The organism is Microbacterium halophytorum (assembly GCF_002970975.1).
GTDB classification, from domain to species: Bacteria; Actinomycetota; Actinomycetes; order Actinomycetales; family Microbacteriaceae; genus Microbacterium; species Microbacterium halophytorum.
In genome coordinates this window covers 99327-120989 of the sequence record NZ_PNFA01000009.1, presented here as the reverse complement: position 1 = coordinate 120989, position 21663 = coordinate 99327, and the positions used below count along the sequence as shown (strand labels likewise).

General features: G+C 69.7%; 22 protein-coding genes. 9 read left to right on the top strand and 13 right to left on the bottom strand.

Features of this window, described 5'->3' with window-relative positions; all coding sequences use genetic code 11:
* Positions 1-19: 19 nt before the first annotated feature.
* On the bottom strand, positions 20-493 hold the full coding sequence (gene bcp / locus C0010_RS10735; RefSeq protein ID WP_105567078.1) for a thioredoxin-dependent thiol peroxidase: 474 nt from the start codon (positions 491-493) through the stop codon (positions 20-22).
* 225 nt (positions 494-718) lie between these two features.
* Between bcp and C0010_RS10730 the strand changes: the two genes are divergently transcribed.
* Genes C0010_RS10730 through C0010_RS10715 form a run of 4 tightly spaced genes read left to right on the top strand, consistent with a single transcriptional unit; the run spans position 719 to position 4552 of the window.
* Positions 719-1747: a siderophore ABC transporter substrate-binding protein gene (locus tag C0010_RS10730; RefSeq protein ID WP_105567077.1), complete on the top strand. Its 1029-nt coding sequence runs from the start codon at positions 719-721 to the stop codon at positions 1745-1747.
* Between the two features lie 36 nt (positions 1748-1783).
* Positions 1784-2794, top strand: a complete 1011-nt coding sequence (locus C0010_RS10725) for an ABC transporter permease (protein WP_105567076.1) — start codon at positions 1784-1786, stop codon at positions 2792-2794.
* Positions 2784-3797, top strand: coding sequence for an iron chelate uptake ABC transporter family permease subunit (locus C0010_RS10720; RefSeq protein ID WP_105567075.1), 1014 nt, complete (start codon positions 2784-2786; stop codon positions 3795-3797). Before C0010_RS10725 ends, C0010_RS10720 begins: the two co-directional genes overlap by 11 nt.
* Positions 3794-4552 (top strand): iron ABC transporter ATP-binding protein, encoded by a 759-nt coding sequence (locus C0010_RS10715; protein WP_105567074.1) that lies wholly within the window; start codon positions 3794-3796, stop codon positions 4550-4552. The genes C0010_RS10720 and C0010_RS10715 overlap by 4 nt, the downstream gene beginning before the upstream one ends.
* A gap of 241 nt (positions 4553-4793) precedes the next feature.
* On the opposite strand, the gene C0010_RS10710 is transcribed toward C0010_RS10715, so the two are convergent.
* The 4 genes from C0010_RS10710 to C0010_RS10695 all read right to left on the bottom strand — a co-directional run bounded on the left by C0010_RS10710 (position 4794) and on the right by C0010_RS10695 (position 8289).
* Complete coding sequence (locus tag C0010_RS10710; RefSeq protein ID WP_105567073.1) at positions 4794-5630, bottom strand: aggregation-promoting factor C-terminal-like domain-containing protein; 837 nt, start codon at positions 5628-5630, stop codon at positions 4794-4796.
* 311 nt (positions 5631-5941) lie between these two features.
* On the bottom strand, positions 5942-6136 hold the full coding sequence (locus C0010_RS10705; RefSeq protein ID WP_105567072.1) for a hypothetical protein: 195 nt from the start codon (positions 6134-6136) through the stop codon (positions 5942-5944).
* A 155-nt stretch (positions 6137-6291) separates the two neighbouring features.
* Positions 6292-7371, bottom strand: coding sequence for a DNA-3-methyladenine glycosylase family protein (locus C0010_RS10700; protein WP_105567071.1), 1080 nt, complete (start codon positions 7369-7371; stop codon positions 6292-6294).
* A gap of 198 nt (positions 7372-7569) precedes the next feature.
* Positions 7570-8289: a winged helix-turn-helix domain-containing protein gene (locus tag C0010_RS10695; protein ID WP_105567070.1), complete on the bottom strand. Its 720-nt coding sequence runs from the start codon at positions 8287-8289 to the stop codon at positions 7570-7572.
* Between the two features lie 472 nt (positions 8290-8761).
* On the opposite strand from C0010_RS10695, the gene C0010_RS10690 reads away from it, so the two are divergent.
* Positions 8762-9052, top strand: a complete 291-nt coding sequence (locus tag C0010_RS10690) for a GNAT family N-acetyltransferase (RefSeq protein ID WP_105567069.1) — start codon at positions 8762-8764, stop codon at positions 9050-9052.
* Between the two features lie 11 nt (positions 9053-9063).
* Here the strand turns inward: C0010_RS10690 and C0010_RS10685 are convergent, their stop codons facing one another.
* A complete protein-coding gene (locus tag C0010_RS10685; protein ID WP_158685462.1) occupies positions 9064-9849 on the bottom strand; it encodes an SseB family protein in 786 nt (261 codons plus the stop codon).
* Positions 9850-10116: 267 nt separating this feature from the next.
* Here C0010_RS10685 and C0010_RS10680 point away from each other — a divergent pair, with 267 nt between their 5' ends.
* Positions 10117-10938: a cohesin domain-containing protein gene (locus C0010_RS10680; protein ID WP_158685460.1), complete on the top strand. Its 822-nt coding sequence runs from the start codon at positions 10117-10119 to the stop codon at positions 10936-10938.
* The gene (locus C0010_RS10675) at positions 10938-12794 is read left to right on the top strand and encodes an amidase family protein (RefSeq protein WP_232531914.1); all 1857 of its coding nucleotides are present in this window, start codon (positions 10938-10940) and stop codon (positions 12792-12794) included. The genes C0010_RS10680 and C0010_RS10675 overlap by 1 nt, the downstream gene beginning before the upstream one ends.
* A gap of 143 nt (positions 12795-12937) precedes the next feature.
* Here the strand turns inward: C0010_RS10675 and C0010_RS10670 are convergent, their stop codons facing one another.
* Both C0010_RS10670 and C0010_RS10665 read right to left on the bottom strand, forming a co-directional pair.
* On the bottom strand, positions 12938-15844 hold the full coding sequence (locus C0010_RS10670) for a DUF3427 domain-containing protein (protein WP_232531913.1): 2907 nt from the start codon (positions 15842-15844) through the stop codon (positions 12938-12940).
* Entirely contained in the window at positions 15844-16236 is a 393-nt protein-coding gene (locus tag C0010_RS10665) for a (deoxy)nucleoside triphosphate pyrophosphohydrolase (RefSeq protein ID WP_324998667.1), read from the bottom strand. The genes C0010_RS10670 and C0010_RS10665 overlap by 1 nt, the downstream gene beginning before the upstream one ends.
* Positions 16237-16446: 210 nt before the next feature.
* Between C0010_RS10665 and C0010_RS10660 the strand changes: the two genes are divergently transcribed.
* Together C0010_RS10660 and C0010_RS14995 are read left to right on the top strand one after the other, a co-directional pair.
* Positions 16447-16821 (top strand): DUF3846 domain-containing protein, encoded by a 375-nt coding sequence (locus C0010_RS10660; RefSeq protein ID WP_105567065.1) that lies wholly within the window; start codon positions 16447-16449, stop codon positions 16819-16821.
* 65 nt (positions 16822-16886) lie between these two features.
* Positions 16887-17288 carry a hypothetical protein gene (locus C0010_RS14995; protein ID WP_158685458.1) on the top strand — a complete coding sequence of 134 codons (402 nt, stop codon included), beginning with the start codon at positions 16887-16889 and terminating at the stop codon, positions 17286-17288.
* Between the two features lie 88 nt (positions 17289-17376).
* Here the strand turns inward: C0010_RS14995 and C0010_RS10655 are convergent, their stop codons facing one another.
* Genes C0010_RS10655 through C0010_RS10635 form a run of 5 tightly spaced genes read right to left on the bottom strand, consistent with a single transcriptional unit; the run spans position 17377 to position 21655 of the window.
* Complete coding sequence (locus C0010_RS10655) at positions 17377-18237, bottom strand: MurR/RpiR family transcriptional regulator (RefSeq protein WP_105567064.1); 861 nt, start codon at positions 18235-18237, stop codon at positions 17377-17379.
* Positions 18215-19054: a phosphonate ABC transporter, permease protein PhnE gene (gene phnE / locus C0010_RS10650; protein ID WP_105567063.1), complete on the bottom strand. Its 840-nt coding sequence runs from the start codon at positions 19052-19054 to the stop codon at positions 18215-18217. Before phnE (C0010_RS10650) ends, C0010_RS10655 begins: the two co-directional genes overlap by 23 nt.
* The gene (gene phnE / locus C0010_RS10645; RefSeq protein ID WP_105567062.1) at positions 19051-19845 is read right to left on the bottom strand and encodes a phosphonate ABC transporter, permease protein PhnE; all 795 of its coding nucleotides are present in this window, start codon (positions 19843-19845) and stop codon (positions 19051-19053) included. The genes phnE (C0010_RS10650) and phnE (C0010_RS10645) overlap by 4 nt, the downstream gene beginning before the upstream one ends.
* Positions 19842-20660 carry a phosphonate ABC transporter ATP-binding protein gene (gene phnC, locus C0010_RS10640; protein ID WP_408631080.1) on the bottom strand — a complete coding sequence of 273 codons (819 nt, stop codon included), beginning with the start codon at positions 20658-20660 and terminating at the stop codon, positions 19842-19844. Before phnC ends, phnE (C0010_RS10645) begins: the two co-directional genes overlap by 4 nt.
* The gene (locus C0010_RS10635; RefSeq protein WP_105567061.1) at positions 20657-21655 is read right to left on the bottom strand and encodes a PhnD/SsuA/transferrin family substrate-binding protein; all 999 of its coding nucleotides are present in this window, start codon (positions 21653-21655) and stop codon (positions 20657-20659) included. The genes phnC and C0010_RS10635 overlap by 4 nt, the downstream gene beginning before the upstream one ends.
* Positions 21656-21663 lie beyond the last annotated feature (8 nt).

The window sequence follows — 21663 nt, the reverse complement described above, 5'->3', positions numbered from 1 at the left end:
AACGGGTGCGTCTGCCGGACTATGCGTCGATGCCGAGCTGCTTGCGCAGGCGGGCGACGTGGCCCGTCGCCTTCACGTTGTAAAGGGCCTTGTCGATGGCGCCCTGCTCGTCGATCACGAACGTCGACCGGATGACGCCCTCGATGACCTTGCCGTAGTTCATCTTCTCGCCCCAGGTCGCATACGCGTCGTGCACGGCGTGGTCGGGGTCGCTCAGCAGCGGGAACGTCAGCCCGTCGCGCTCGGCGAACTGCTTCAGCCTGGCGGGTTCGTCGCGCGAGACGCCGAGGACCGTGTAGCCGGCGCCGGCGAGCGACGCGATCGAGTCGCGGAAGTCGCACGCCTGGGTCGTGCACCCGGGCGTCATCGCGGCGGGGTAGAAGTACAGCACGACCTTCTCGCCGCGGAAGTCGGCCAGCGAGACGGTCTCGCCGTCCTGGTTCCGCAGTGTGAAGTCGGGTGCGGGGGTTCCTTCTGCGAGGCGTTCAGTCATCCCTCCAGCCTAGGAGCGTCCGGGCGGGGAAGGGCCTGGGAGGGGAAGCGAAGGCGGCCCCGGAGGCGGAGATCGGCGTCATCGAAAACGGATCGGCTTGGCAACGCGAGTTTGGTTAGGGTAGCCTTCCCAGCAGATCGACAAGGTTTGCATATCCTAACCTCGGTCCTCCCTCGCAGCGCCGACGATGCCGCTCGCCATCACATACACACAGCTGGAGCAGTCATGGCCTTCAACCGTCCGATCGCGACCCTCTCCCTCGTCGCGGTATCCGCACTCGCACTCGCAGGCTGCGCATCCGAGTCCGCCGAAGCCGGCGCGGACGGCGCTTCCGAAGACGGGGCAGCGGCCGAGACGGTCGAGTTCACGTTCCAGAACAACACGGCGGGCGAGGACGAGGAGCCGGTGTACGAGGAGGTCACCGTCGAGGTTCCGAAGGACCCGGAGAACGTCGTCATCTTCGACATGGCCTCGCTCGACACCTGGACGGCGCTCGGCGGCCCGGCCGTCGCCGGCGCCCCGCTCGATTCCGTTCCCGAGTACCTCGCGGACGGCCTCGCCGACGACGCGATCAACGCCGGCACGCTCTTCGAGGCGGACCTCGTCGAGATCGAGGCGTCGCAGCCCGACCTCATCATCGTCGCCGGCCGTTCGGCCGGCCTGTACGACGACCTCTCGGAACTCGCGCCGACCGTGAACCTCTCGTCGGAGGGTTCGTTCGAGGACACGCTCGAGCGCAACACCGCGTTCCTCGGTGAGGTGCTCGGCGCGGAGGACGAGGCGGCCGCCGCCGTCGAGGACCTCGAGGCGCAGATCGCCGACATCAACGAGAAGACGGCCGAGATCGGCACGGGCCTGAGCGTCATGGTCGCCGGCGACGAGATCAGCGCGCTCAAGCCGTCGAACGGAGACTTCTCGGGCCGCAACCTGCGCGGCGGCCTCGTCTACGACGTGTTCGGCGTGCAGCCGGTCACCGACGACATCGAGGCGGCGACGCACGGCGAGCCCGTGTCGTTCGAATTCCTCGAGCAGAACGACCCCGACTACCTGTTCGTCACCGACCGCAACGCCGCCGTCGGCGAGGAGGGCGCGGCCGCGGCCTCCGAGGTGCTCGACAACGACATCGTGAACCAGACCACGGCGGCGGAGGAGGACCAGATCGTCTACCTCGACCCGACGGCTTGGTACATCGTCTACGGCGGCCTGGAGACCACACAGCTCATGATCGACGACATGGCCGGCGCACTCTCGTAACGCACCAGGTCCGTTCGCAATGCCTCCCGTATCGCCGTGACGGCGACGACAGCAGAGCGCAGCACCCCCACCCGGCGCCCCAGGCGCACCTGGGTGGGGGTGCTGATCGGCGTTCTCCTCGTAGCGCTCTCGGGCGCGAGCCTGTTGATCGGTGCTTCCGAATCGGTCTCGCTCGACGCCGTCGCGGCCGGTGACGAGGACGCCCTGTTCCTTCTCGCCGCCAGCCGCTTCCCCCGCACGCTCGCGCTCGTCCTCGTGGGCGCCGCGCTCGCGATCGCCGGGCTCATCATGCAGATGCTCGTGCGCAACAAGTTCGTGGAGCCGTCGACGACGGGCGTGACCGAGTTCGGCTCGCTCGGCATGCTTGCGGCGCTCGTGTTCTTCCCCGGCATGCCGATCCCGCTCCGGATGGTGCTGGTGTCGCTGTTCGCCCTGCTCGGCACCTGGGTGTTCCTGCGGATCATCCGGTTCGTTCCCGTCCGATCGCTCGTGCTCGTGCCGCTCGTCGGCATCATGCTCGGCGGCGTCGTCGGTGCCGTGACGACGTTCTTCGCGTACCGGCTCGACCTGCTGCAGGCGCTCGGCACGTGGTCGCAGGGCTCGTTCGCGACCGTGATGCGCGGTCGCTACGAGTTGCTCTGGCTCGCCGGTGCGATGGTCATCATCGCCTGGATCGCCGCCGATCGCTTCAGCGTGATCGGCCTGGGTGAGGAGTTCGCGACGAACCTCGGCCTGAACTACCGTCACGTCGTCGCGATCGGCATGGTGCTGATCGCCGTGATCACGTCGGCCGTGCTCGTCACCGCTGGCATGCTGCCGTTCCTCGGCCTCGTCGTGCCCAACATCGTCAGCCTGATCATCGGCGACAACGTGCGCCGCGCGATCCCGTGGGTCGCCGGCCTCGGCGCCGTGTTCGTGCTCGGCTGCGACATCGTCGCCCGCGTCGTGCGGTTCCCGTACGAAATCCCGCTCTCGGTGGTCGTCGGCGTGATCGGCGCCGCGCTGTTCCTCTGGCTGCTGCTGCGGAAGGGGAGCCGTGTCCACTGACGCTCTCGAGAGGACCGCCGCACCGCGGGCCCGCGCCGGCACCCGCGAGCAGTGGGCCAGGCCCGGCGTGCGCCTCGGCGTGCTCGGCGCCGCGGTCGTCGCGCTCGCCGCCTTCTACCTGCTCTTCGACGTGCCGGGGTCGTATGCGTTCGCCGCGAAGATCCGCGGGCTCACGATCGCGGCGATGGCCGTGGTTGCGGTCGCGGTCGGCGTCTCGACGGTCGTGTTCCACACGATCACGCAGAACCGCATCCTGACCCCGTCGATCATGGGCTTCGACTCGTTCTACGGGCTCATCACGACCGTGATGGTGTTCGTGTTCGGCGCGAGCGGGTTCCTGTCCGCCGACTCCCTGATGCTGTGGGTGCTGCAGGTCGTCGTGATGGTCGCCTTCAGCGTGCTGCTGTTCACGTGGATGTTCGCCGGCAAGCGCCGCTCGATCCACCTGATGCTGCTCGTCGGCATCGTGCTCGGCACCTTCTTCCGCAGCTTCACGGAGTGGATGCAGCGGATGCTCGACCCGCTCGACTTCCAGGTCGTCACCGACGCGATGTTCGCCTCGCTGACGCGGCCCGACCCGACGCTGCTGCTGTTCACGGCCGTGCTGGTCGTCGGCGGCTGCGCCGCGCTGGTGCCGCTGCTGAACCAGCTCGACGTGCTCACGCTCGGCGAGCCGGTGGCGGTCGGGCTCGGCATCGCGTACCGACGCCTCGTCATGCTGCTGTTCCTGGTCGTCTCGGTCATGGTGGCCGCGTCGACGGCGCTCGTCGGGCCCATCCTGTTCTTCGGCCTGATCGTGGCGAACCTCGCGTACTCGTACGCCGGCTCGTTCCGGCACCGCTGGACGCTGCCCGCCGCCGTCGCCCTCGGCATGATCTGCCTGTTGGGCGGGCAGATCGTGCTCGAGCAGCTGTTCGGCTTCGGAGGCGCGCTGTCCACGATCATCGAGTTCGCCGGCGGCATGTTCTTCCTCTACCTGGTTCTGCGAAAGGGGGCGCGATGATCGTGCTCGACGGTGCGAGCAAGCACTACAACGGCAACACCGTGCTCGACGACGTCTCGCTCGAGCTCGGCGACGAGGGCGTCACGGCGCTCATCGGCCCGAACGGGGCGGGGAAGTCGACGCTCTTCGGCCTGATCGGCCGGTTGATCGATCCGGATGCCGGCAGCATCCGGATCGACGAGATGGACGTCGCGAAGGCACCGAGCCGCGACCTGGCCCGCGCCATCGCGGTGCTGCGCCAGGACAACACGATCGCGGCGAGGCTGACGGTGCAGGACCTCGTCGAGTTCGGGCGCTTCCCGCACTCGCGGGGGCGGCTGACCAGCGTCGACCGCGACAAGATCGACGAGGCCATCTCGTACCTCGATCTCGACGGGTTCCGCGACCGGTTCCTCGACGAGCTCTCGGGCGGTCAGCGGCAGCGGGCGTTCATCGCCATGGTGCTCGCGCAGGACACGAAGTACGTGTTGCTCGACGAACCGCTCAACAACCTCGACCTGAAGCACATGACCGAGATCATGAAGCTCGTGCGGCGGATGAGCGAGGAACTCGGCAAGAAGATCGTCGTGGTGCTGCACGACATCAATTTCGCGGCTACCTACAGCGACCGGATCATCGCGATGCGCGACGGCAGGATCGTCGCCGATGCCGGTCGCGACGAGATCATCACGCCCGAGGTGCTCGGCCGCGTCTACGACACGGCCGTCGACGTGCGCGAGATCGACGGCCGCCCCGTCGCGCTGTACTACTCGTAGCCGAACGCACGGAACCCCGGCGACCGATGATGGGGGTCTCGGTCGCCGGGGTGGCTTGTGTGCGACGACGCCGGAGATGCGCCCGCTCCGTTCGGCTTCGGTTCGCGGTGACGCCGGAGATGCGCCCGCTCCGTTCGGCTTCGGTTCGCGGCGGATGCAGCTCCAAGGAGGAGGAGTGCGGCTGTACTCGGTACTGCAAGCGACGACGACGCCGGAGATGCGCCCGCCGCGGGCCGAAGGGTCAGTACCAGTTCATGGCCTGGGAGTGCCCCCACGCGGCGCAGGGGGTGCCGTAGGCGTCGCGGATGTAGCCGAGGCCCCAGCGGATCTGCGTCAGCGGGTTGGTCTGCCAATCGGCGCCGACCGACGCCATCTTCGAGCCGGGCAGCGACTGCACGATGCCGTAGGCGCCGCTGCCGGCGTTGGTGGCCTGGTAGTTCCAGCCGGATTCCTTCTGCCACAGGTTGTAGACGCAGCCGAACTGGTCGCCGCCCCAGCCGAACTCGTTCGCCGCGATCGCGCGGGCGGCCTCCTGCGCGCCGGCGGGCGTGCGTGCGGCCTCGATCTTCGCCTCCGCGGCGGCGGCGGCCTCCGCGGCAGCCTTCTTCTCGGCGGCGGCCTTCTTCTTGGCCTCGGCGGCGCGCTTCTCCGCCTCCGCGGTCTGCTGGGTGACGGCCTCGGCCTGCTCGGTCGCCGAGGCGGCGAGGCCGACGACGTCTTCGCGGGAGAGCTCGGCGTAGTCGGCGAGGGCATCCGCGGTCTTGTCGAGCTTCTCGGTGCTCACGCTCGAGGCGGCCGCCTCGCTCGCCTTGTCGGCCGTCGCCAGCGCGCTCTTCGCCTCGGCGATCGCATCGGTGCCGACGGTGACCTCGGCGGGCAGCTCCTCGGCGTTCGCGAGCGTGGCGTGCGCCGCGACCTCCGTGGCCTGGCCCGGCTGCGCGACTGCGACGATCGCTCCGGCGGCGGCGACGCCCGCGACGAGGGCGGCGACGGCGGCGAGGCGCAGCGTGCGGCGCGGCTTTGCGGCGCGCGCCGGCGAGATCGGGGAGGCCGAGGGGAGGGGGGAGTCGTAGGTCATACCGGGTTCCATGTGTCGTTACCGTGTCGTTACTTTTGCGGTCGGGAGACTCTCTCAATCCGCGCCTGTGTGCTCCCTGGCCTCCGCCTGGATCGGCGGTGAGAGCGGGTGGATCCCCGGATTCCGCGTCGCGGCGGCGCGTGCGGCGTGCAAGCCCCTGCGATCCGCGCGAGGGCGCGGATCGCAGGGGCGGCTGTCCGGTTGGTAACGAACCGATAACGAGGGCGGGCCCCGAAGCTTAGGAGTTCCCTGGGAATGTATTCACGTGCACGCAGTTCGGTGCGACGGCCCGGCGGAGGGCGCCGTGCGGCCTACAGCTCGATGCCGTGGCCCTCGTCGTTGACGCCCTGGTTTCCGCCCCTGCCGCTCTGGCCCGAGATGAAGATGACGATCGCCACGATGAGCCCGATCACCAGGCCGAGCCACACGCTGCCGAGGATCGTGCCGACGACGGCGCCGAGCGCCAGCGCGGCGAGGGCGAGGCCGAGGGTCTTGAGGCGACTCATGGTGCCATTCTGCCGCCCGCGACCCGAGCCGGGCGCGGCGGCCCCCCGCGCGATCCGGCGGAAGGGCTCCCGCTCACATGCCGAAGCGCGCGTCGTGGCCCGCAGCTCGACGCGTCATCTGCGCCGGCGGCGATGCGCGCCAGGGCCGCCGGGGCTCACCGGTCGCGGTGGTCCTCCATGTGCACCTTGGCGCCGCGGCGGGGCTCGCTCACGCCGGATGCCCAGATCAGCTGGATGACCCGGCGCCGGTGCCCCGCCCACGGGGCCAGCAGCTCGAGCATGCCGTCGTCGTCGACGCGGCTGCCCGTGAGCGCGTAGCCGACCTGGTGCGCCAGGTGGTAGTCGCCCACGCTGACCGCGTCGGGGTCGCCGAACGCCCGGATGCGCGTCTCGGCGACCGTCCAGGGCCCGACTCCCGGCAGGCTCGCCAGCGCGCGGTCGAAGCGGCGCTCGGCGGGAGCGGGCGCGGCTCCCCGCCCGGCGTCGGAGCCCGCGGCGTCGAACCTCGTCGCGGGGCCGTCGTGCGCGCCTCCCGCCGTCCCGCCGCCGGCGTCCGCCTCCGCGGCCCGGAGGAGCGCCGGGGCGCGCTCGGCCGCCTGCACGATCGTGCGCGCCTGCGGAGGTTCGAGCCCCGCGCGGTGCCACGCCCACGACGGCACCCGGCGCCAGGCGTCGGGCGTCGGAGGCGCGAACATCGCCTCGGGCGCCGGGCCGGGCGCCCTCTCGCCGAAGCGCGACACGACGCTGCGCCACGCGCCGAACGCCTGCCGCAGCGTGACCTTCTGCTCCGTGATGACCTGCGCGAGGGCATCGAAGGGCAGGTCGGTGCGGGGGAGGCGCAGCCCGGGGTTCCTGCGCAGTGCTTCGGCGAGCAGCGGATGCCGCGGTTCGAACCCCGACCAGTCGTCGCTGGCCCCGCAGAGTGCGGGCGCCTGCGCGATCGCCCACTCGCGCCCCGGCCCCCATGCTGCGAGTCGCACGACGCCGTCGCTCATCCGGCGCAGCGCGAGGGTTGCGACGCCCCCGGGCGTCTGCGTCGCCCGCCAGACCATGCCGCCGGTGCGATCGAGCTTCTGCGTCGGGTCGCCAGGGCCGCGCTGCAGGCCGCCGATGGTGCCGATCAGGTCGAGCGCGCCGTTCGGCCGGTACTCGCTCTCGAGCCGCGGGCCCGGCTCGGGAGCGGGCGCCTGCGCTCGCGCACCAGAGTTCGTGCGCGTTGCAGACGATCGGATCACCCGGCTCACGTTACGCCGGTCGTCCGACGTGCGCGGTGCACAACGCAGTCACAGCGGGTGTGCGCCGACGCGCTGCTCCTGCTGCTCCGCGGGAATCGCGTCGACGGGCCTGGGTTCTGACTGCGTTGTGCAGCGGCCCGCGCGGAAGAACGCCCGCCGGCCCCGGGAGGGGCGGCGGGCGTTCTGTCGAACGGCGACTCAGACGGCGTCGGGCGACGGCGTGCCGGCGCCGTAGCGGACGGCGACGTCGGCGTGGCGATCGAAGCGGTAGCCGGCGCCGCGCACCGTGCGGACGATGTCCTGGTAGCGGTCGAGCTTCGAACGCAGGCGGCGCACGTGCACGTCGATCGTGCGGACGCCGGGCGCATCGTCGTCGCCGGCCTGCCAGAGCGACTCGACCAGCTCGGAGCGCTCGATCGTGCTGCCTTCGCGGAGCACGAGGTACTGCAGCAGCTCGAACTCCTTGTACGTCAGGTTCGCGTGCTCGCCGTCGATCACGACGCGCTTGCGGGAGAGGTCGATGACGACGCCCTCCTCCGTGCGGGTCTTCTGCGCCTCCTGCTCGCGGCGGCGGACCGCGCCCGGCTCCTTGAGCGCGAGGCGCACGACGTCGACGTCGCGGCCGCCGGCCTGCTCGGGGGCGAGGGCCACGGCGGCGTACGTGTCGGCGCTGGGGGCGAGGTCGGCGATCGTGCGGCGCAGCGCGTCGACGAGGACGGGGAGGCCGACGCCGTCGATCGCGGCCTTGACCTCGTCGAGACCGACGTAGAGGGCGAAACCGCGCGGTGCCGTGCCAGCGGGGAGCGCCGAGCTCGACGAGGCGGCCTGGGCGGCCTCCTGCTCGGCGATCGAGGGGACGGCGCGCAGGTGGGCGCGGGCGGCGGCGGACTGCTGGGGGAGAACGGCTGCGTTCGACATGATGATGATGCTTTCGGTGTGTGCCCGAACGGGCGTGTGCGTCTGGGGCGCCTGCCGGTGTGCGATCAGGCGGTGTGCCCGCGGGTGCGGCGGGCGGTGCGCGAGGAATCTCGCGGGCTCAGGGCGAGCGCCTGTGAGCCGTGCAGCGCTGGCGGAGGGTCAGCGGCACATTCGACAACACATGTCAGCGCGACCGGGCATCATCCTCCCGGTAACTCCGTTCGCCTCCAGGGCGGACAGGGTCGTTGCGTTGCGTGACATGTTGAAGATTATGACCCGGCGTGTCGCGGCGAGTCAAATGTGACGGCGAATGCGTCGTCACATGACGGAACGTGACGCATTCTGTCCGGATGTTGCGGGGCGAGTGAGCGTTCTGTCCGCACCGGACGGGCGTGTCCGGCTGGTGGCTGGGCGTTCTGCCCGTATCCGATCATCCGGAGCCGAGCGGCCGAGGAAGGCGTAGCCTGGGCCGGTGACGGACCTCAGCTTCACCCACGACGCCGCGTCTTCGCGCTACGAACTGCGCCGCGGCGACGACCTGGTCAGCGTGCTCGACTACCGCGACAACGGCAGCGACGTCGCGCTGACGCGCGCGTTCACGAACCCGCTCCATCGCGGGCACGGCTACGCCGCTGTTGTCACGGCCCGCGCTGTCGAGGAGATCGCCGCGCGCGGCGACCGCACCATCTCGGCCGTCTGCTGGTACGTCGCCGACTGGTTCCGCGACCACCCGGAGCGCGCCGGCCTGCTCTCGACCCGCTGACGCGCGGGGTCTTACGCCGCGTCGAAGAGCTCGAGCTTCAGCTCGGCGGACGGGCCGACGGGGTTGACGACGAGCCCGGCCATCTCGCCCTCGCGGGCGGACGCGACGATGCGGTCGAGCGTCGTCGGCTGGGCGACGGCGTTGGGCTGCCATGCCCAGAGCTCGGCGGGGCAGGTGAAAACGGCGTGCAGCTCGCCGCCGCTCGGGGGAGTGGCCGTGGCGATGTGGTAGCCGATCGTCTCGCCGTCGTCGCCGAACACGGGGATGCCGCCGATGTAGACGACCGACTCCTTGAGGAGCTCGACGAACGCGTCGATCTCGACGCCGCCGTCGACGATCGCGGTCGCGAGGCGCACGGCGTCGTCGAAGCTGTCGCCGAACGCGCGCTCGATCTCGTCGCCGTAGGCGATGAAGGCCCCGTCGGTGCCGGCGTCGATCGCGACGCCGTCGTGGCGGTCGTTCGCCATCCGCAGCACGCCCGCCGCCGACTGAGCGAGCGAGTGCCCGGTCTCGCCGGTGCCGAACGCCTCGAGGCGGGCATTGTCGGTGAAGGCCAGGAGAAGGTCCTTGCCGCCGTTGTCGGTCACGCTGGTGACGGCGAGCCGGTCGCCCTCCTGCATCGGGTTCTCGGGGTCGGCGAACTCGGAGTTCGAGATGTCGAGCAGCAGCTCGCCCGACGCCGCGCGGCGCAGCACATCGCTGTGCACCTGCGGGTCCTTGTTCTCCGCCCAGGCGTCCAGCGCCTCCTGCACGCGGGCGTTCTGCACGAGGTTCTTCGGCTGCTCTTCCGACGTCATGCCCCCAACGCTACGTGGTGCCTCCGACATGGGCGAAGGCGCGGGCGTGGCGCGCGGGGCCATCCGGACGCATCGCACCGACCCGGCCGCGCGATGCCGCACGGCTCGTGGCTCGCGACGGGAGCCACCCGCACGCGCGCCGCACGAAACGTGCCGCTCACACAGCGAAATCATTCCGAAATCTTGGAGCGCCAGAGTGAGCTCCTGCGGCGCTCCTCGACGGTGCGGAACCGCGCCGCGTGAACATCGAGGAAGGGCTGTGTGCAGATGCACATTTCCAGAGGATCGGCGCCGTCTCAACGGCGCCGTCGCGCCGCCGCTGTCGCGGTCGGCATCGCGGCCGCCGGCGCCGCACTGCTGGGCTCCGGCCCCGCGCTGGCCGCGCCCGCGCAGGTCGGAGCGGTTGAGCTCAGCGCACCGGCGACGGGCGAGGTCGGCGAGGTGGTCGATGTGGCCATCGAGGCGACGGGCGCCGCCGACGTCTACGCCGCGGAGTTCGCGCTCGCCTTCGACGACGAGGTCCTGAAGTACATCCCCGACTCCGCCGTGTTCCTGGACGGCGGCTACGGCGCAGCGAATGAAGAATCGGGCGCGGCGCAGCTCGCGTACACGCGGCTCGGCAGCTCGCCGGGCGTCTCGGGCGACGCAACGGTCGCGACGGTGTCGTTCGAGGTCATGGGCGCGGGCGACGCGACGGTGTCGATCGACGGCGGCACCCTCGTCGGCACCGAGGGCGAACAGCAGCCGCTCGGCGCCGTCGAGGCCGTGACGATCTCGGTCGCCGACGACGCGGGCGCAGACCCGACGAATCCGGATGACCCGGGCGGCACGGGCGATGACCAGCCGACCGACGGGGGCGATGGCGCGGACGACCCGGCCTCGACCGACGGCTCCGGCGATTCGAGTTCGGATGACGCGGCATCCGACGGGCCGGGCGAAGCCGGATCCGACGAGGCAGCATCGGACGACGGCGAGCTCGCCGTCACCGGCGGAACGATCGCCGGCGCAGGCATCGCCGTCGTCGTGGCGGCGGGCGCGATCGTCACGGGCATCGTGCTGGTGCGCCGCCGCAGGGAAGGGGTCGCATGATGTCGGAGCAGATGAGCATGCGCGGCAGTGGCCGCAGGGAGACGAAGACGATGAAGAATGCGCGCCGAGGCGCGGTCGCGGCGGCCGTGGCGATTCCGGCGATCATCGCGGGAGCGCTGACCGGCGGCATCGCCTCCGCGGCGCCGGCGGGCGAGGCATCCGCCCCGATCCTGATGCCGTACTACACGGAGCTCGACCTGACCGGTGACCGGCAGGTCACGACGGAGGACCTCGAGCGGGTCGGCGACCTGCTCGGAACGGCATCGGGCGACGCCGGATGGGACGCGGCGGCGGATGCCGACGGCGACGGCGCCATCACGGTCGGGGACCTCGCCGAGGTCTCGAGCCGCATGGTCTACGACGACGGCCCGTTCGAGCTCGTCGAAGCGAGCGTCATCGACATGCAGGCGGCGATGAACGCGGGGGCGACCACCTCCGTCGCCATCACCCAGGAGTACCTCGACCGCATCGCCGAGTACGATCGCACCGTCGTCGAGCAGGGCGGCAGGCCCCTGAACTCGATCATCGCCGTGAACGATTCGGCGCTCGAGGCCGCCGCGGCCGCCGACGCGCAGCGCGCCGAGAGCGGCATGAGCGGCATGCTGCTCGGGGTGCCCGTCGCGGTGAAAGACAACTACGACACCGTCGACATGCCCACCACGGCCGGCTGCGGGTGCTGGGACGACAACTGGACGGCCGAGGACGCCGCCATGGTGTCGGGGCTGCGCTCCGACGGGGCCGTGATGATCGCCAAGGCGAGCATGGACGAGTTCGCGTTCGGCTTCGTCTCGGAGTTCACGGCGGGCCAGGAGGCGGGGGAGTCGCTCCTCGTCGCGAGCCCGTACGTGACGGGTGAGAGCGCCGGCGGCTCCAGCGGCGGCACGGGCGCGGCGATCGCGGCCAACCTCGCCGGCATCGGCTTCGGGACCGACACGGGAGGCTCCATCCGGGTGCCCTCGTCGTACAACCAGCTGGTCGGAGTTCGGCCGACGGTGGGCCTCGCCAGCCGCGACGGCATCGTGCCGCTCGCGCTGACGCAGGACACGGGAGGCCCCATGGCTCGCAGCGTGGTCGACGCTGCCGCCGCGCTCGACGCCGTCGTGGGCGTCGACGAGGCGGATCCGGTGACCGCGTCGCAGCAGGGGAAGGTGCCCGAGTCGTACACCGCGGGCCTCGACGAAGCGGCGCTCGACGGCGCGCGCATCGGCTTCCTGCCGTCGATGCTGGGCGACGACCCCACGACCCTGCGGCTGTGGGAGGCGGCGAAGCAGTCGCTCGAGGCGCGCGGCGCGACCGTCGTCGAGATCGACGAGCCCGCCTGGTTCGCCGACGTGCTCGGTGAGGGCAGCGGCAGCACGAACGAGTTCCGCCACGACCTCGACGCCTACATCGAGACGCACCTCGATCCGGATGTCGAAGCGCGGTCGCTCGAGCAGATCCTCGAATCGGGGAAGTTCGTTCCCAGCCGCCAGGGCGCCTACGAGCAGCGCGCCCAGATCACCGAGGAGCAGTACCTCGACTGGGCGGGCCCCGAGGGCACGCACACGACGGCGCTCGCGGAGTTCAAGGTCAGCGTGACGGGGCTCCTCGACGACCTCGGCCTCGACGCCATGGTCTACCCGAGCACCGACCCCTACGCGTCGCTGGGGATGAACATGCGCCTCAGCCCGAACACGGGGATGCCGGCGGTCACGGTGCCCATGGGCCAGGCGATCGACGCCGACGGCACGATCACGGGCGCCGGCGTCAACCTCGAGTTCCTCGGCCGCGACTTCGCCGAGACCTACCTGCTCGGCTACGCGTACGCGTTCGAGCAGGAGGTGGGGGCCCGCACGAGCCCCGAGCTCTACGGCTGACGGACCCGCGGGGGCACGCATCGCGAGCGGTGCGTGCCCCCGCGGCGTGCGTGCGGTCGGTCTGCGTGCGCCTCGCAATATGGCGCGCCGCCGGGTCGACCGGCGAGACACCTCGTAGGCCCACGAGGTAGGTCTGGCGCGTCTTACGAGACGATCGTCGGGTGGAAGTAGTCGAAGAGCCCGCGCGGGATCGGAGCTTCCAGCCGTAGCAGCATCCGGACGACGTCGAGTGGCTGTCCGTTTGTGCCCGGCATCGTCGTCTGTTCCGGCGACGCTGGGCGTGCCGCACCGAAGTAGTAGAAATCCGATCCTTCGGCGTCGTCCTTCTTCACGAAAACGTGCGGCTCGGTCGTCCGATCGACGATAGCGCGCACCTCGGGAGTTTGCAGCGTCCTCTTGCTCCGCGTGTACCAGCGCACCGTCGAGGGATCAATGAGTTCATCCTCGTACGCGACGCTCGCCGTGACATCGGAACTCTTATGCAACGTGACGAAGATCGGGCAGGTTCCCGATGCCTGATGGACCTTGTAGCCGTAGATCACGCCCTGCTCGTTGTTGTCCCAGCCCAGGAGCCGACACGCATCCTTTCTCGAGTACTGCATGCCTGGCACCAGATGGCCGGAGCCGTAGCGCTCGCGATTGAGGGGGATGCCCGTCGAGATGAGATCGTCGATGGCAGATCGGAATGTGGCGTTGGTGGAATATGACGCGTGAAAGCGGTCGGATAGGCGCAGCCTCGATCCGTCGGCGACGATGACAGCTCCGCCGTACTGCTCCATCTCCGGAGCCGTTTGAAACTCGCCCGTCAGAACGCGCGCGAGTGCCGCGCTCCGTGCCGCCGTCGGTGTTGGGTCGCCGGCGATCTCAGAGACATTTGACGCGTCGACTCGCTCGCCCTTCAGGATTGCCCGCAACACGGTGAGCTCGTGCGCGCGCTTCGCAGCGAACATCTCTCTCGACACGAAGGCAAGCATCTTGTCCTCGCTTGCCGACAAGCCGGTGGTGTGCCCGAGCGCGGACGCGACAAGCGCGGGGAAGTGAGGAGGGTTCTTCTGCGTCGCGAGGACGACCGGATCCGTGGACTCGTACGCCACGAAGTCGGCGAGCAAGGGCAGCCGCCCGACCCTCGCGTGCATCGATTTCACCGCCTCGCGGAGCTTCCGGATCCCATCGAGCCTGGCACTGCTGATCGCGGCGAGCACGCGTTCGTTGGCGATCCGGTCGAATCGGACGCTGGAAAGCCCCGGGAGCACGCCGCGTTCGGCGGACGTCACCAACTCCTTGCGCAAGGATTCCTTGTTGAGCGAGTTATCTCCGAACAGCGCGATCGGGATCATGTAGTTGTTTGCGTAGTTGCCGATGAAGTCAATGACGACCAGGTACTCCTTGGCGGAGGGCAGGTCCTTGCGAAGCCCGCGCCCGAGCTGCTGGACGAAGACGATCGCGGACTTCGTCTGGCGGAGCATCACGATTTGATTGATCGAAGGGATGTCGACGCCCTCGTTGAAGATGTCGACTGACAGGATGTAGTCCAGCTCACCGCCTTCGAGGCGCTCGACCTGCGCTTCGCGCTGCTCAAGCGAGTCATTGCTCGAGAGCGCGATCGTGCGGAGTCGGCGTCCACGGAACTGCAGCTCGTTGAGCGCCGTGGACAGCGCTTGGGCTTCTTCGATGCGGCTGCAGAAGATCAACCCTCGCGGCTGGACCCCCGCCTGTGCGTACTTCTCGAGTGCGTCGACGAGGTGGCGCGAACGCTCGGGCGTGACGAGCACGGACAGATCGCTCTTCGCATCGATCGTGCGGTCGTCGTCGTACTCAATGTCGGCGATGCCGTAGTAGTGGAACGGCGACAGCATGTTCTCTTCCAGAGCGTGTTGCAGCCGGATCTCGTAGGGCACGTTGTAGTCGAACAGCTCGAAGACATTGAAGTCGTCTGTGCGCTCTGGTGTCGCCGTCATGCCGAGGAGGAACTTCGGGGTGAAGTGAGTGATAACGGAAAGGTGGCCCTCGGCGCCGGCGCGGTGAGCCTCGTCGATCACGATGTAGTCGAACGTATCGGGAGCGAATGTATCGAGGTGGCGGGAGAGCGTCTGCACGGTTGAGAACACGTACCGACGATCGTGCTCCTTCACGTGGCCCGTGAACTTGCCGTAGTCGCTCGGAACCCCACCCAGGACGCGGCGGTACTCCTCGATGCTTCGATCCAGAATCTGCTCTCGATGAACGACGAAGAGAAGCCGACTCGGGTTGCAAGCGCGCGCGTCGAGCGCCGAGAGAATCGTCTTTCCCGTGCCGGTTGCGGACACGATCAGGGCCTTGCGCTTGCCTGCGTCGCGAACTGCCCTGAGCTTGTGGAGCGCGTCCTGCTGCATCGCATTCGGCTCGATCCGTTCGGCCATGCCCTGTTCGGCGCCGAGGGGTGCCTCGGCAGACCGCTGCGGCCGCGGTGCTTGAGGGACGTACCGTGCGCGGTATGCGTCGATCCATTCAGGTGTCAGTGGCCGCGAGCCCTCGACCTCGCGCTCCACGAGGCGGGTGAGCTGATCGCCGAGATCGCTCCCTCTGGCCGCCGTCGCCTTGAGGTTCCACTCGTGGTTCGACGCGAGCGCCGTCTCCGTAAGGTTAGAACTGCCGATCATGGCGGTGACGGAATCCGCCGAAGTGAAGACGTAGCCCTTCGGATGGAATGCGCGTGACTCGTGCACCAGCGCCTCGACACGGGTATGACGCGTGAGCTCGAGCAACTCCTCGAAAGCACGTGGCTGATTGAACGACTGGTAGTCGGACGTGATGATCCGGCCGGTCCCCGTGAAGTCCAACAGCTCTTGTTTCAGCATCGCTACGGCTCGGGGCGTGACGAAGGCGACGGAGAACGTGAACGTCGAACACCGGGCCAGCTCTTCGCGAATAGCGTGGAGCACATTTTGGTCGCCGTCGTTGACGACGACTTGGGGGTGGAACTGCTGGGGCGCGTTTTGCGTTCGCTCGAGGAAGCCGAACGAGACGTCGAGGGCGAACGAGTCCCCCTCGAAGTAGTCGATCGGGCCCACTACGCGAACCGGGCCTGCACGAGATCAACAGCCGGCACGTCGGCCGGCGCCCACTCGATCTCACCCATGCGCACTGGGGGCAACCAGCGCACCTCCGTGTGCTCGGTGAGCTTCGGAGTGCCATCGATGAGCTCGCAGAAGAAGGTTGTGAGGTTCACGATGCCGAAGTCGTACTCGTGGGCCGTGGTCGTCACCTCGTCGCCGACCTCGACGCGGCAAAGCAGCTCTTCGGTGATCTCTCGCTGCAACGCCTCGCGAGCAGTCTCGGTCGGTTCGATCTTTCCGCCCGGGAACTCCCACAGCCCGGCGAGCGATCCTGTGCCTCGTTGGGCGCAGAGCACTTCGCCGTCCTTCACGATGACGGCTCCGACGACATTGATCTGCTTCTTCACGAGGCTCCTTGAATATCGGTTCGACGCAGCCATAGCTTCCCACGGACCAACGACACAGCGGTTCGCAATCCCGCGCGTCGGGTACTTCGCGCCGGCCAACGAGTCACGGTTTGGCTGCGAGGGCTGCGCCAGGGGTTGTCAGGTGGCAGCCTTCCTCGCAACAACGCAGCGGAACCTCGCCGCGTTGACGATGGGAAGGAGACGTGCGCCATGGGTGAGCCACGGATCGCGGTGCGAATCGCGACGAATGCCACGACGAAGCGGATCGACCTCGACGGATCGGAGGGCAGCCTGGCGGCGCTGCAACAAGCGGTCGGCGGATACGTCGGGGTGACCCACCCCGTGAGTCGCCGGACGTCGCTTCAGCAACTCGCCGTGTGGTTCGACGAAGAGGCGGACCTCAAGAAGTCCAGGGCTGTCAGCCCGTCGCCCTTCATCCTGCACATGGTCGGAGCCGACCTGCCGTTCGCGCTCACGGGGCCCGTCGTCGTCACTGGCGCCACTGACAGCGAGGGGGAGACGGTGGGGCTTGAGAAGGCCACAGTTGAGCGAATCGAAGCCGAGGCGCGTGCGTACCCGTGGTAGTACCCGTGTGGCGGCGGCAGAGCCGAGCGACAGGGCTCCCGCCGTTGCACTACGGAGCATTGGTCGTGGAGTCGAATGCGCGGACACGGGTGTTCCGCTTCGCATCGGGGGATGAACGCGTCGACGATCTGACGCGTCGCTACGTGCACAACTGGTGCGGAGTGGAGCCCCTGCGCGATCCGCGCCTGCCTGGAGCCGAACTCACGCTCTCCTACGGAGAAGGTGGCACAGGAGATTCTTGGTTCCCGCTGAACCCGATCCACCATGTGCTGGCAGAGCTCGGCATTCGGATGGAGGGCCGAGTATTCGGCGCTGCGCTGGTCACAGTCTGGCCCGCAGGTTGGGGCGAGGGTGACGTCGGGGTCGACGGCGACCTCGTCGACCGGCTCGGTGCGGTTTGCGCGGCGCACCGTCGTGTGTGTCAGCCAGAGTCACGTCTTGCCTGTATCACGTCCGTCGGGCAGTAAGCGGCGGCGGACGATTCGAGCTGGTGGCGAGCGGTGCGGGCTCGTGCCGGCGCGCTCCGCGCATCGCCAGCCGCATGAGCAGCCGCCCCTACTCCCGAATCGTCGCCCCGAGCTCCCTCAGCACGGCGTCGCGGGCGGCTCGGCCGCGTGGGCCCCGGCGGGCGATGAGGGCGTCGACGAGCGACTCGATCACGAGCATGAGTGCGGCGCGCGACGTGTGCACGAGCTCGTCGCGGAACGAGTCGTTCACGGGCGGCACGACGAGTGTGGTCGTCGCCTGCTCTGACACCGCCGAACGCGCGAACGACGTGATCGCCAGCGTCCGCGCACCGGCCTCGCTCGCGGCGCTCATCGACGCGAGCGAGGCCTCGCTCGCGCCCGACCCCGAGATGACGAGGCAGGCGTCATCCGGCGCCAGCTGTCGGGCCGCGATGCGCTGGGCGAGCGGGTCGTACATGAACTCCGCGGGGCGCCCCGCCGCCGTGAGGCGCATCTGCAGGTCGAGGCCCAGCGGCGAGCTCAGGCCGTTGGCCACGATGAGCAGGCGGGGGGAGGCGTCGAGGGCCCGGATGAACTCGGCGAGCGACTCCTCCGTGAGGCCGGACACCGTGTGGTCGAGGCGGGCGGCGAAGCGCGCGACCTGTGCGCGCACGGTGCCGACGAGCGTCGGGTCGTCGGCGGCCTCATCCGGCGCCCCGAGGGCGAGCTCGCGCGCGGCCGCCACGCGCAGCTGCGGGTAGCCGTCGTAGCCGAGCGTCTGCGACGTGCGCACGACGGTCGCGCGCCCGACGCCGGCCGCGTCCGCGACGTCCTGCGCCGTCGACTCGACCGTCGTCGCGAGGCCGGCCGCGATCGTCTCGGCGACCCGGCGCTCGCCCGCCCCCAGAGACGGGGCGAGCGCGCGGATCCGCGCCGTCAGGGGAGCGTCAGCGGCTCCGTTCCACACCACGCGCTGTGGCCCCTTCCATGATGCGGCGCCGGATCGCGCCCGAGATCGCGTCGACGACCATCGTGACCGCGATCACGACGATCAGCAGCATGCCGACCGTCGGCCACTCGCGGTAGTTCGTGTAGTTCGACAGCATAGAGCCGATTCCGCCGGCGCCGACGAGGCCGAGCACGGCCGACATCCGGATGCCCAGCTCGAACCGGTACAGAGCGAACGACATCAGCGCGGGCATGGCGGCCGGCCACAGCGCCCAGCGCAGCACCGCGAGCTTGCCGCCGCCGGCCGCGGACACGGCCTCGGCGGCGTCGTCGTTCAGCGACTCGATCGTCTCGTACACCCACTTGCCCTGCGTGCCGATGCCGGCGATGCCGAGGGCGAGCGCGCCCGTGAAGGGCGTCAGGCCGGTGACGGTCAGCAGGATGAGCGCGATGATCACCTCGGGAACGGCCCGGATCACGGCGAAGATTCCGCGCAGGGCGCCGCGGAGCCACAGGGGTCCGACCCCGTGCGCGGCGAGCATGCCGAGCGGGATCGACGCCACGACGCAGAGGATCGCGCCGAGCCACGCCATCGAGATCGAGCGCCACATCTCGAACAGGGCGCGGGGGAGCTTCTCCCAGTCGGGCGGCGCGAACATCAGGTTCGCGTACTCCCACGACTCGCGAGGCAGGGCGACCAGCGCCGCCCAGTCGATGTCGAGGGTGGCCGTTGCGATCAGGAACGCGGCGCCGACGACGATGCTCCACGTCGTGACGGCGACCTTCGACGGCGGCTTCGGCACGGCGAGCTTCGCGGGCGTCATCGTAGGGGCGGTCATGTCAGCCTCCGTCGCAGCAGGTTCGAGCACACCTCGATGAGGACGACGACCACGAGGATCTCCAGGATGATGATCGACACGTCGTCGTACGCGTAGAAGCCGAAGCGCTCGTTGAGCAGGCGGCCGATGCCGCCGGCGCCGACGATGCCGAGCACCGCCGAGATGCGCACGTTCAGCTCGAGCGCGTACAGCCACTGGTTCCAGAACAGCGGCAGCGACTGCGGCAGAGCGAGCGCGCGGTTCAGTTGGAACTGCGTGCCGCCCGCCGCGCGACCCGCCTCGAGGTAGGGGTGCTCGTCGGAGTCGATCGCCTCGGAGACGAGCTTCACGATCACGCCGATGTCGAACAGGAACAGGGTCAGCAGCCCGGGCAGCGCGCCGACACCCGTGAGCGCGACGAGGATCGTCGCCCAGACGAGGTCGGGAACGGCCCGGATGACGTTGATCAGCACCCGCACGAGCCGGCGCGCGATGCCGTTCGGGTTGGTGGGGCGGGCCGCCCAGAGCGTGAGAGGCACGGAGGCGACGGCGGCGAACACGGCGCCGACGAACGCCATCTGCAGCGTCTCGAGCATGGGCGCGATCGTGCGGGGCAGGAACGCGAAGTCCGGCTGCAGCAGCTGCGCCATCTTGGTCGCGCCGTTGCGCCAGTTCTTCGCGATCGACGCGAAGTCGAGCTCCACGCCGCCGATCGCGGGCAGGCACGTCAGCACCGTGAAGGCGAGGAACGCCGCGGCGATCAGCGCTGTCTTCGGCCACGTGCGCGGCTTCGGCGGAACCGTCAGCGTCACGAGGCCCCCAGGCGGTCCTGCGGCCGGATGCTCCTGCCGTAGATCCGCTCGAAATCGGCGTCGGTCGCCGAGGCGGCCGGCCCGTCGTACACGACCTCGCCGGCGCGCAGGCCGATCATCCGGGTCGTGTAGTCGCGGGCGAGATCCATGAGATGCAGGTTCACGAGCACGGTCAGGCCGCGCTCGGCGTTGAGGCGCGTGAGCTCGTGCATCACGGAGTGCGCCGTGGGCGGGTCGAGGCTCGCGACGGGCTCGTCGGCGAGCATGACGCGCGGCTCCTGCGAGAGGGCGCGCGCGATCGCGACGCGCTGCTTCTGGCCGCCCGAGAGCGAACCAGCGCGGGTCCAGACCTTCTCGAGCATACCGACGGAGTCGAGGGCGGCCAGCGCGATCTCGCGGTCGGTGCGGCTCGCGACGCCGAACAGCGACCGGAGCCATCCGGCGCGCGCGAAGCGGCCGACGAGGGTGTTGCGGTACACGTCGACGCGCTCGGCGAGGTTGAACGCCTGGAAGATCATGCCGACGCTGCCGCGCAGCTCGCGCAGGCCGCGCCCCTTGAGCGCCGACACCTCGTGCGGGCCGACCTGCACGGTGCCGCCCGTGACGGGGACGAGACCGTTGATCGTGCGGATGAGCGTCGACTTGCCCGATCCGGACAGGCCGACGACCGAGACCATCTCGCCCGGCTCGATCGTCAGCGAGACGTTCTTCAGGGCGGCGGTGCCGTTGGGGTAGGTGACCGATGCGTCCGTCAGACGGATCGGCCACGCGCCGGGGGCCTGGGCCCCCGGCGCGTGAGCGTCGTTCATCGTCATCCCGCGAACTGCTCCAGGATCTCGCCGTAGCGCGTGATCTCGTCCTCGGCGGTCTCGCTCGTCCAGTCGGACAGGCCGACGAGGTTGAACATCACGTCGGCGGCCTCGTCGGACGACTCGGCGTACTCGTCGAGCAGCGTCGTCAGCTCGGTGACCAGGTCATCCGGGAGCGTGTTCGACACGGCGACGCCGCCGTTCGGGATCATCTCGGTGTAGGCGAAGGCCACGGCCTTGTCGGCGATGTCGGGGAACTCCTCCATCACGGTGACGCGGGCGTCCCAGTAGGCGAAGCCGATCTCGGCGTCGCCGTTCGCGACCGAGATGACGGCGTTGTTGTTGCCCTCGACCGGGATCTGCTCGATGTCGGCGTCGGTGTCGAGGCCGAGCTCGCGCATCGCGACGACGGGGTACTGGTAGCCGGCGGGGCTCGTGGCCGCCTGCAGCGCGACCTTCGCGCCCTTCGCGTCTTCGAGGTGCTCGATGCCGACGGGGCCGCCCTCGCCCATCGCGGTGGCGCCGGCCTCCTCGAGGCCGTTGCAGTACGACAGCTCGGCGGGGCCGGCCTCGTACGTGGCCATGACGGGCTCGTCGTCGCAGTACTTGTCGGGGTTGTTCGTGTACGCCACCGCCGAATAGGCGGTCGCGCCGAAGCGCACGTCGCGCAGCACGAGCTCGGCGTCGTACTGCTCGATCGCGTTGTACAGCGAGCCGGCGTCGGTGATGATCACCTGCGACTGGTCGGAGCCGAGCGCCTCGACCGTGGCGGCGTAGTTCTCGGAGACGACGCCGTTGACCTCGATGCCGAGGCCCTCCGAGAGGTACTCGGTGAGCGGGTCGAGGGCCTCGGCGAGGTCCTCGCCCTCGACGGAGGGGACGAGCGAGATCGTGATCTCGTCTGGCGTCTCGCCCTCGGCGGAAGCGTCACCGGCGGAGCAGCCGGCGAGGCCCAGGGCGAGGACGGCGACGGAGCCCGCCGCGAACAGGGTCTTGCGCATGGGGTGGC

Coding starts and splice junctions, on each gene's coding strand:
- bcp (WP_105567078.1), bottom strand. CDS start 493: ATGACTGAACGCCTCGCAGAAGGAACCCCCGCACCCGACTTCACACTG.
- C0010_RS10685 (WP_158685462.1), bottom strand. CDS start 9,849: ATGACGTCGGAAGAGCAGCCGAAGAACCTCGTGCAGAACGCCCGCGTG.
- C0010_RS10680 (WP_158685460.1), top strand. CDS start 10,117: ATGCACATTTCCAGAGGATCGGCGCCGTCTCAACGGCGCCGTCGCGCC.
- C0010_RS10695 (WP_105567070.1), bottom strand. CDS start 8,289: ATGTCGAACGCAGCCGTTCTCCCCCAGCAGTCCGCCGCCGCCCGCGCC.
- C0010_RS10710 (WP_105567073.1), bottom strand. CDS start 5,630: ATGACCTACGACTCCCCCCTCCCCTCGGCCTCCCCGATCTCGCCGGCG.
- C0010_RS10675 (WP_232531914.1), top strand. CDS start 10,938: ATGTCGGAGCAGATGAGCATGCGCGGCAGTGGCCGCAGGGAGACGAAG.
- C0010_RS10705 (WP_105567072.1), bottom strand. CDS start 6,136: ATGAGTCGCCTCAAGACCCTCGGCCTCGCCCTCGCCGCGCTGGCGCTC.
- C0010_RS10715 (WP_105567074.1), top strand. CDS start 3,794: ATGATCGTGCTCGACGGTGCGAGCAAGCACTACAACGGCAACACCGTG.
- C0010_RS10730 (WP_105567077.1), top strand. CDS start 719: ATGGCCTTCAACCGTCCGATCGCGACCCTCTCCCTCGTCGCGGTATCC.
- C0010_RS10660 (WP_105567065.1), top strand. CDS start 16,447: ATGGGTGAGCCACGGATCGCGGTGCGAATCGCGACGAATGCCACGACG.
- phnE (WP_105567063.1), bottom strand. CDS start 19,054: ATGACCGCCCCTACGATGACGCCCGCGAAGCTCGCCGTGCCGAAGCCG.
- C0010_RS10635 (WP_105567061.1), bottom strand. CDS start 21,655: ATGCGCAAGACCCTGTTCGCGGCGGGCTCCGTCGCCGTCCTCGCCCTG.
- phnC (WP_408631080.1), bottom strand. CDS start 20,660: ATGACGATGAACGACGCTCACGCGCCGGGGGCCCAGGCCCCCGGCGCG.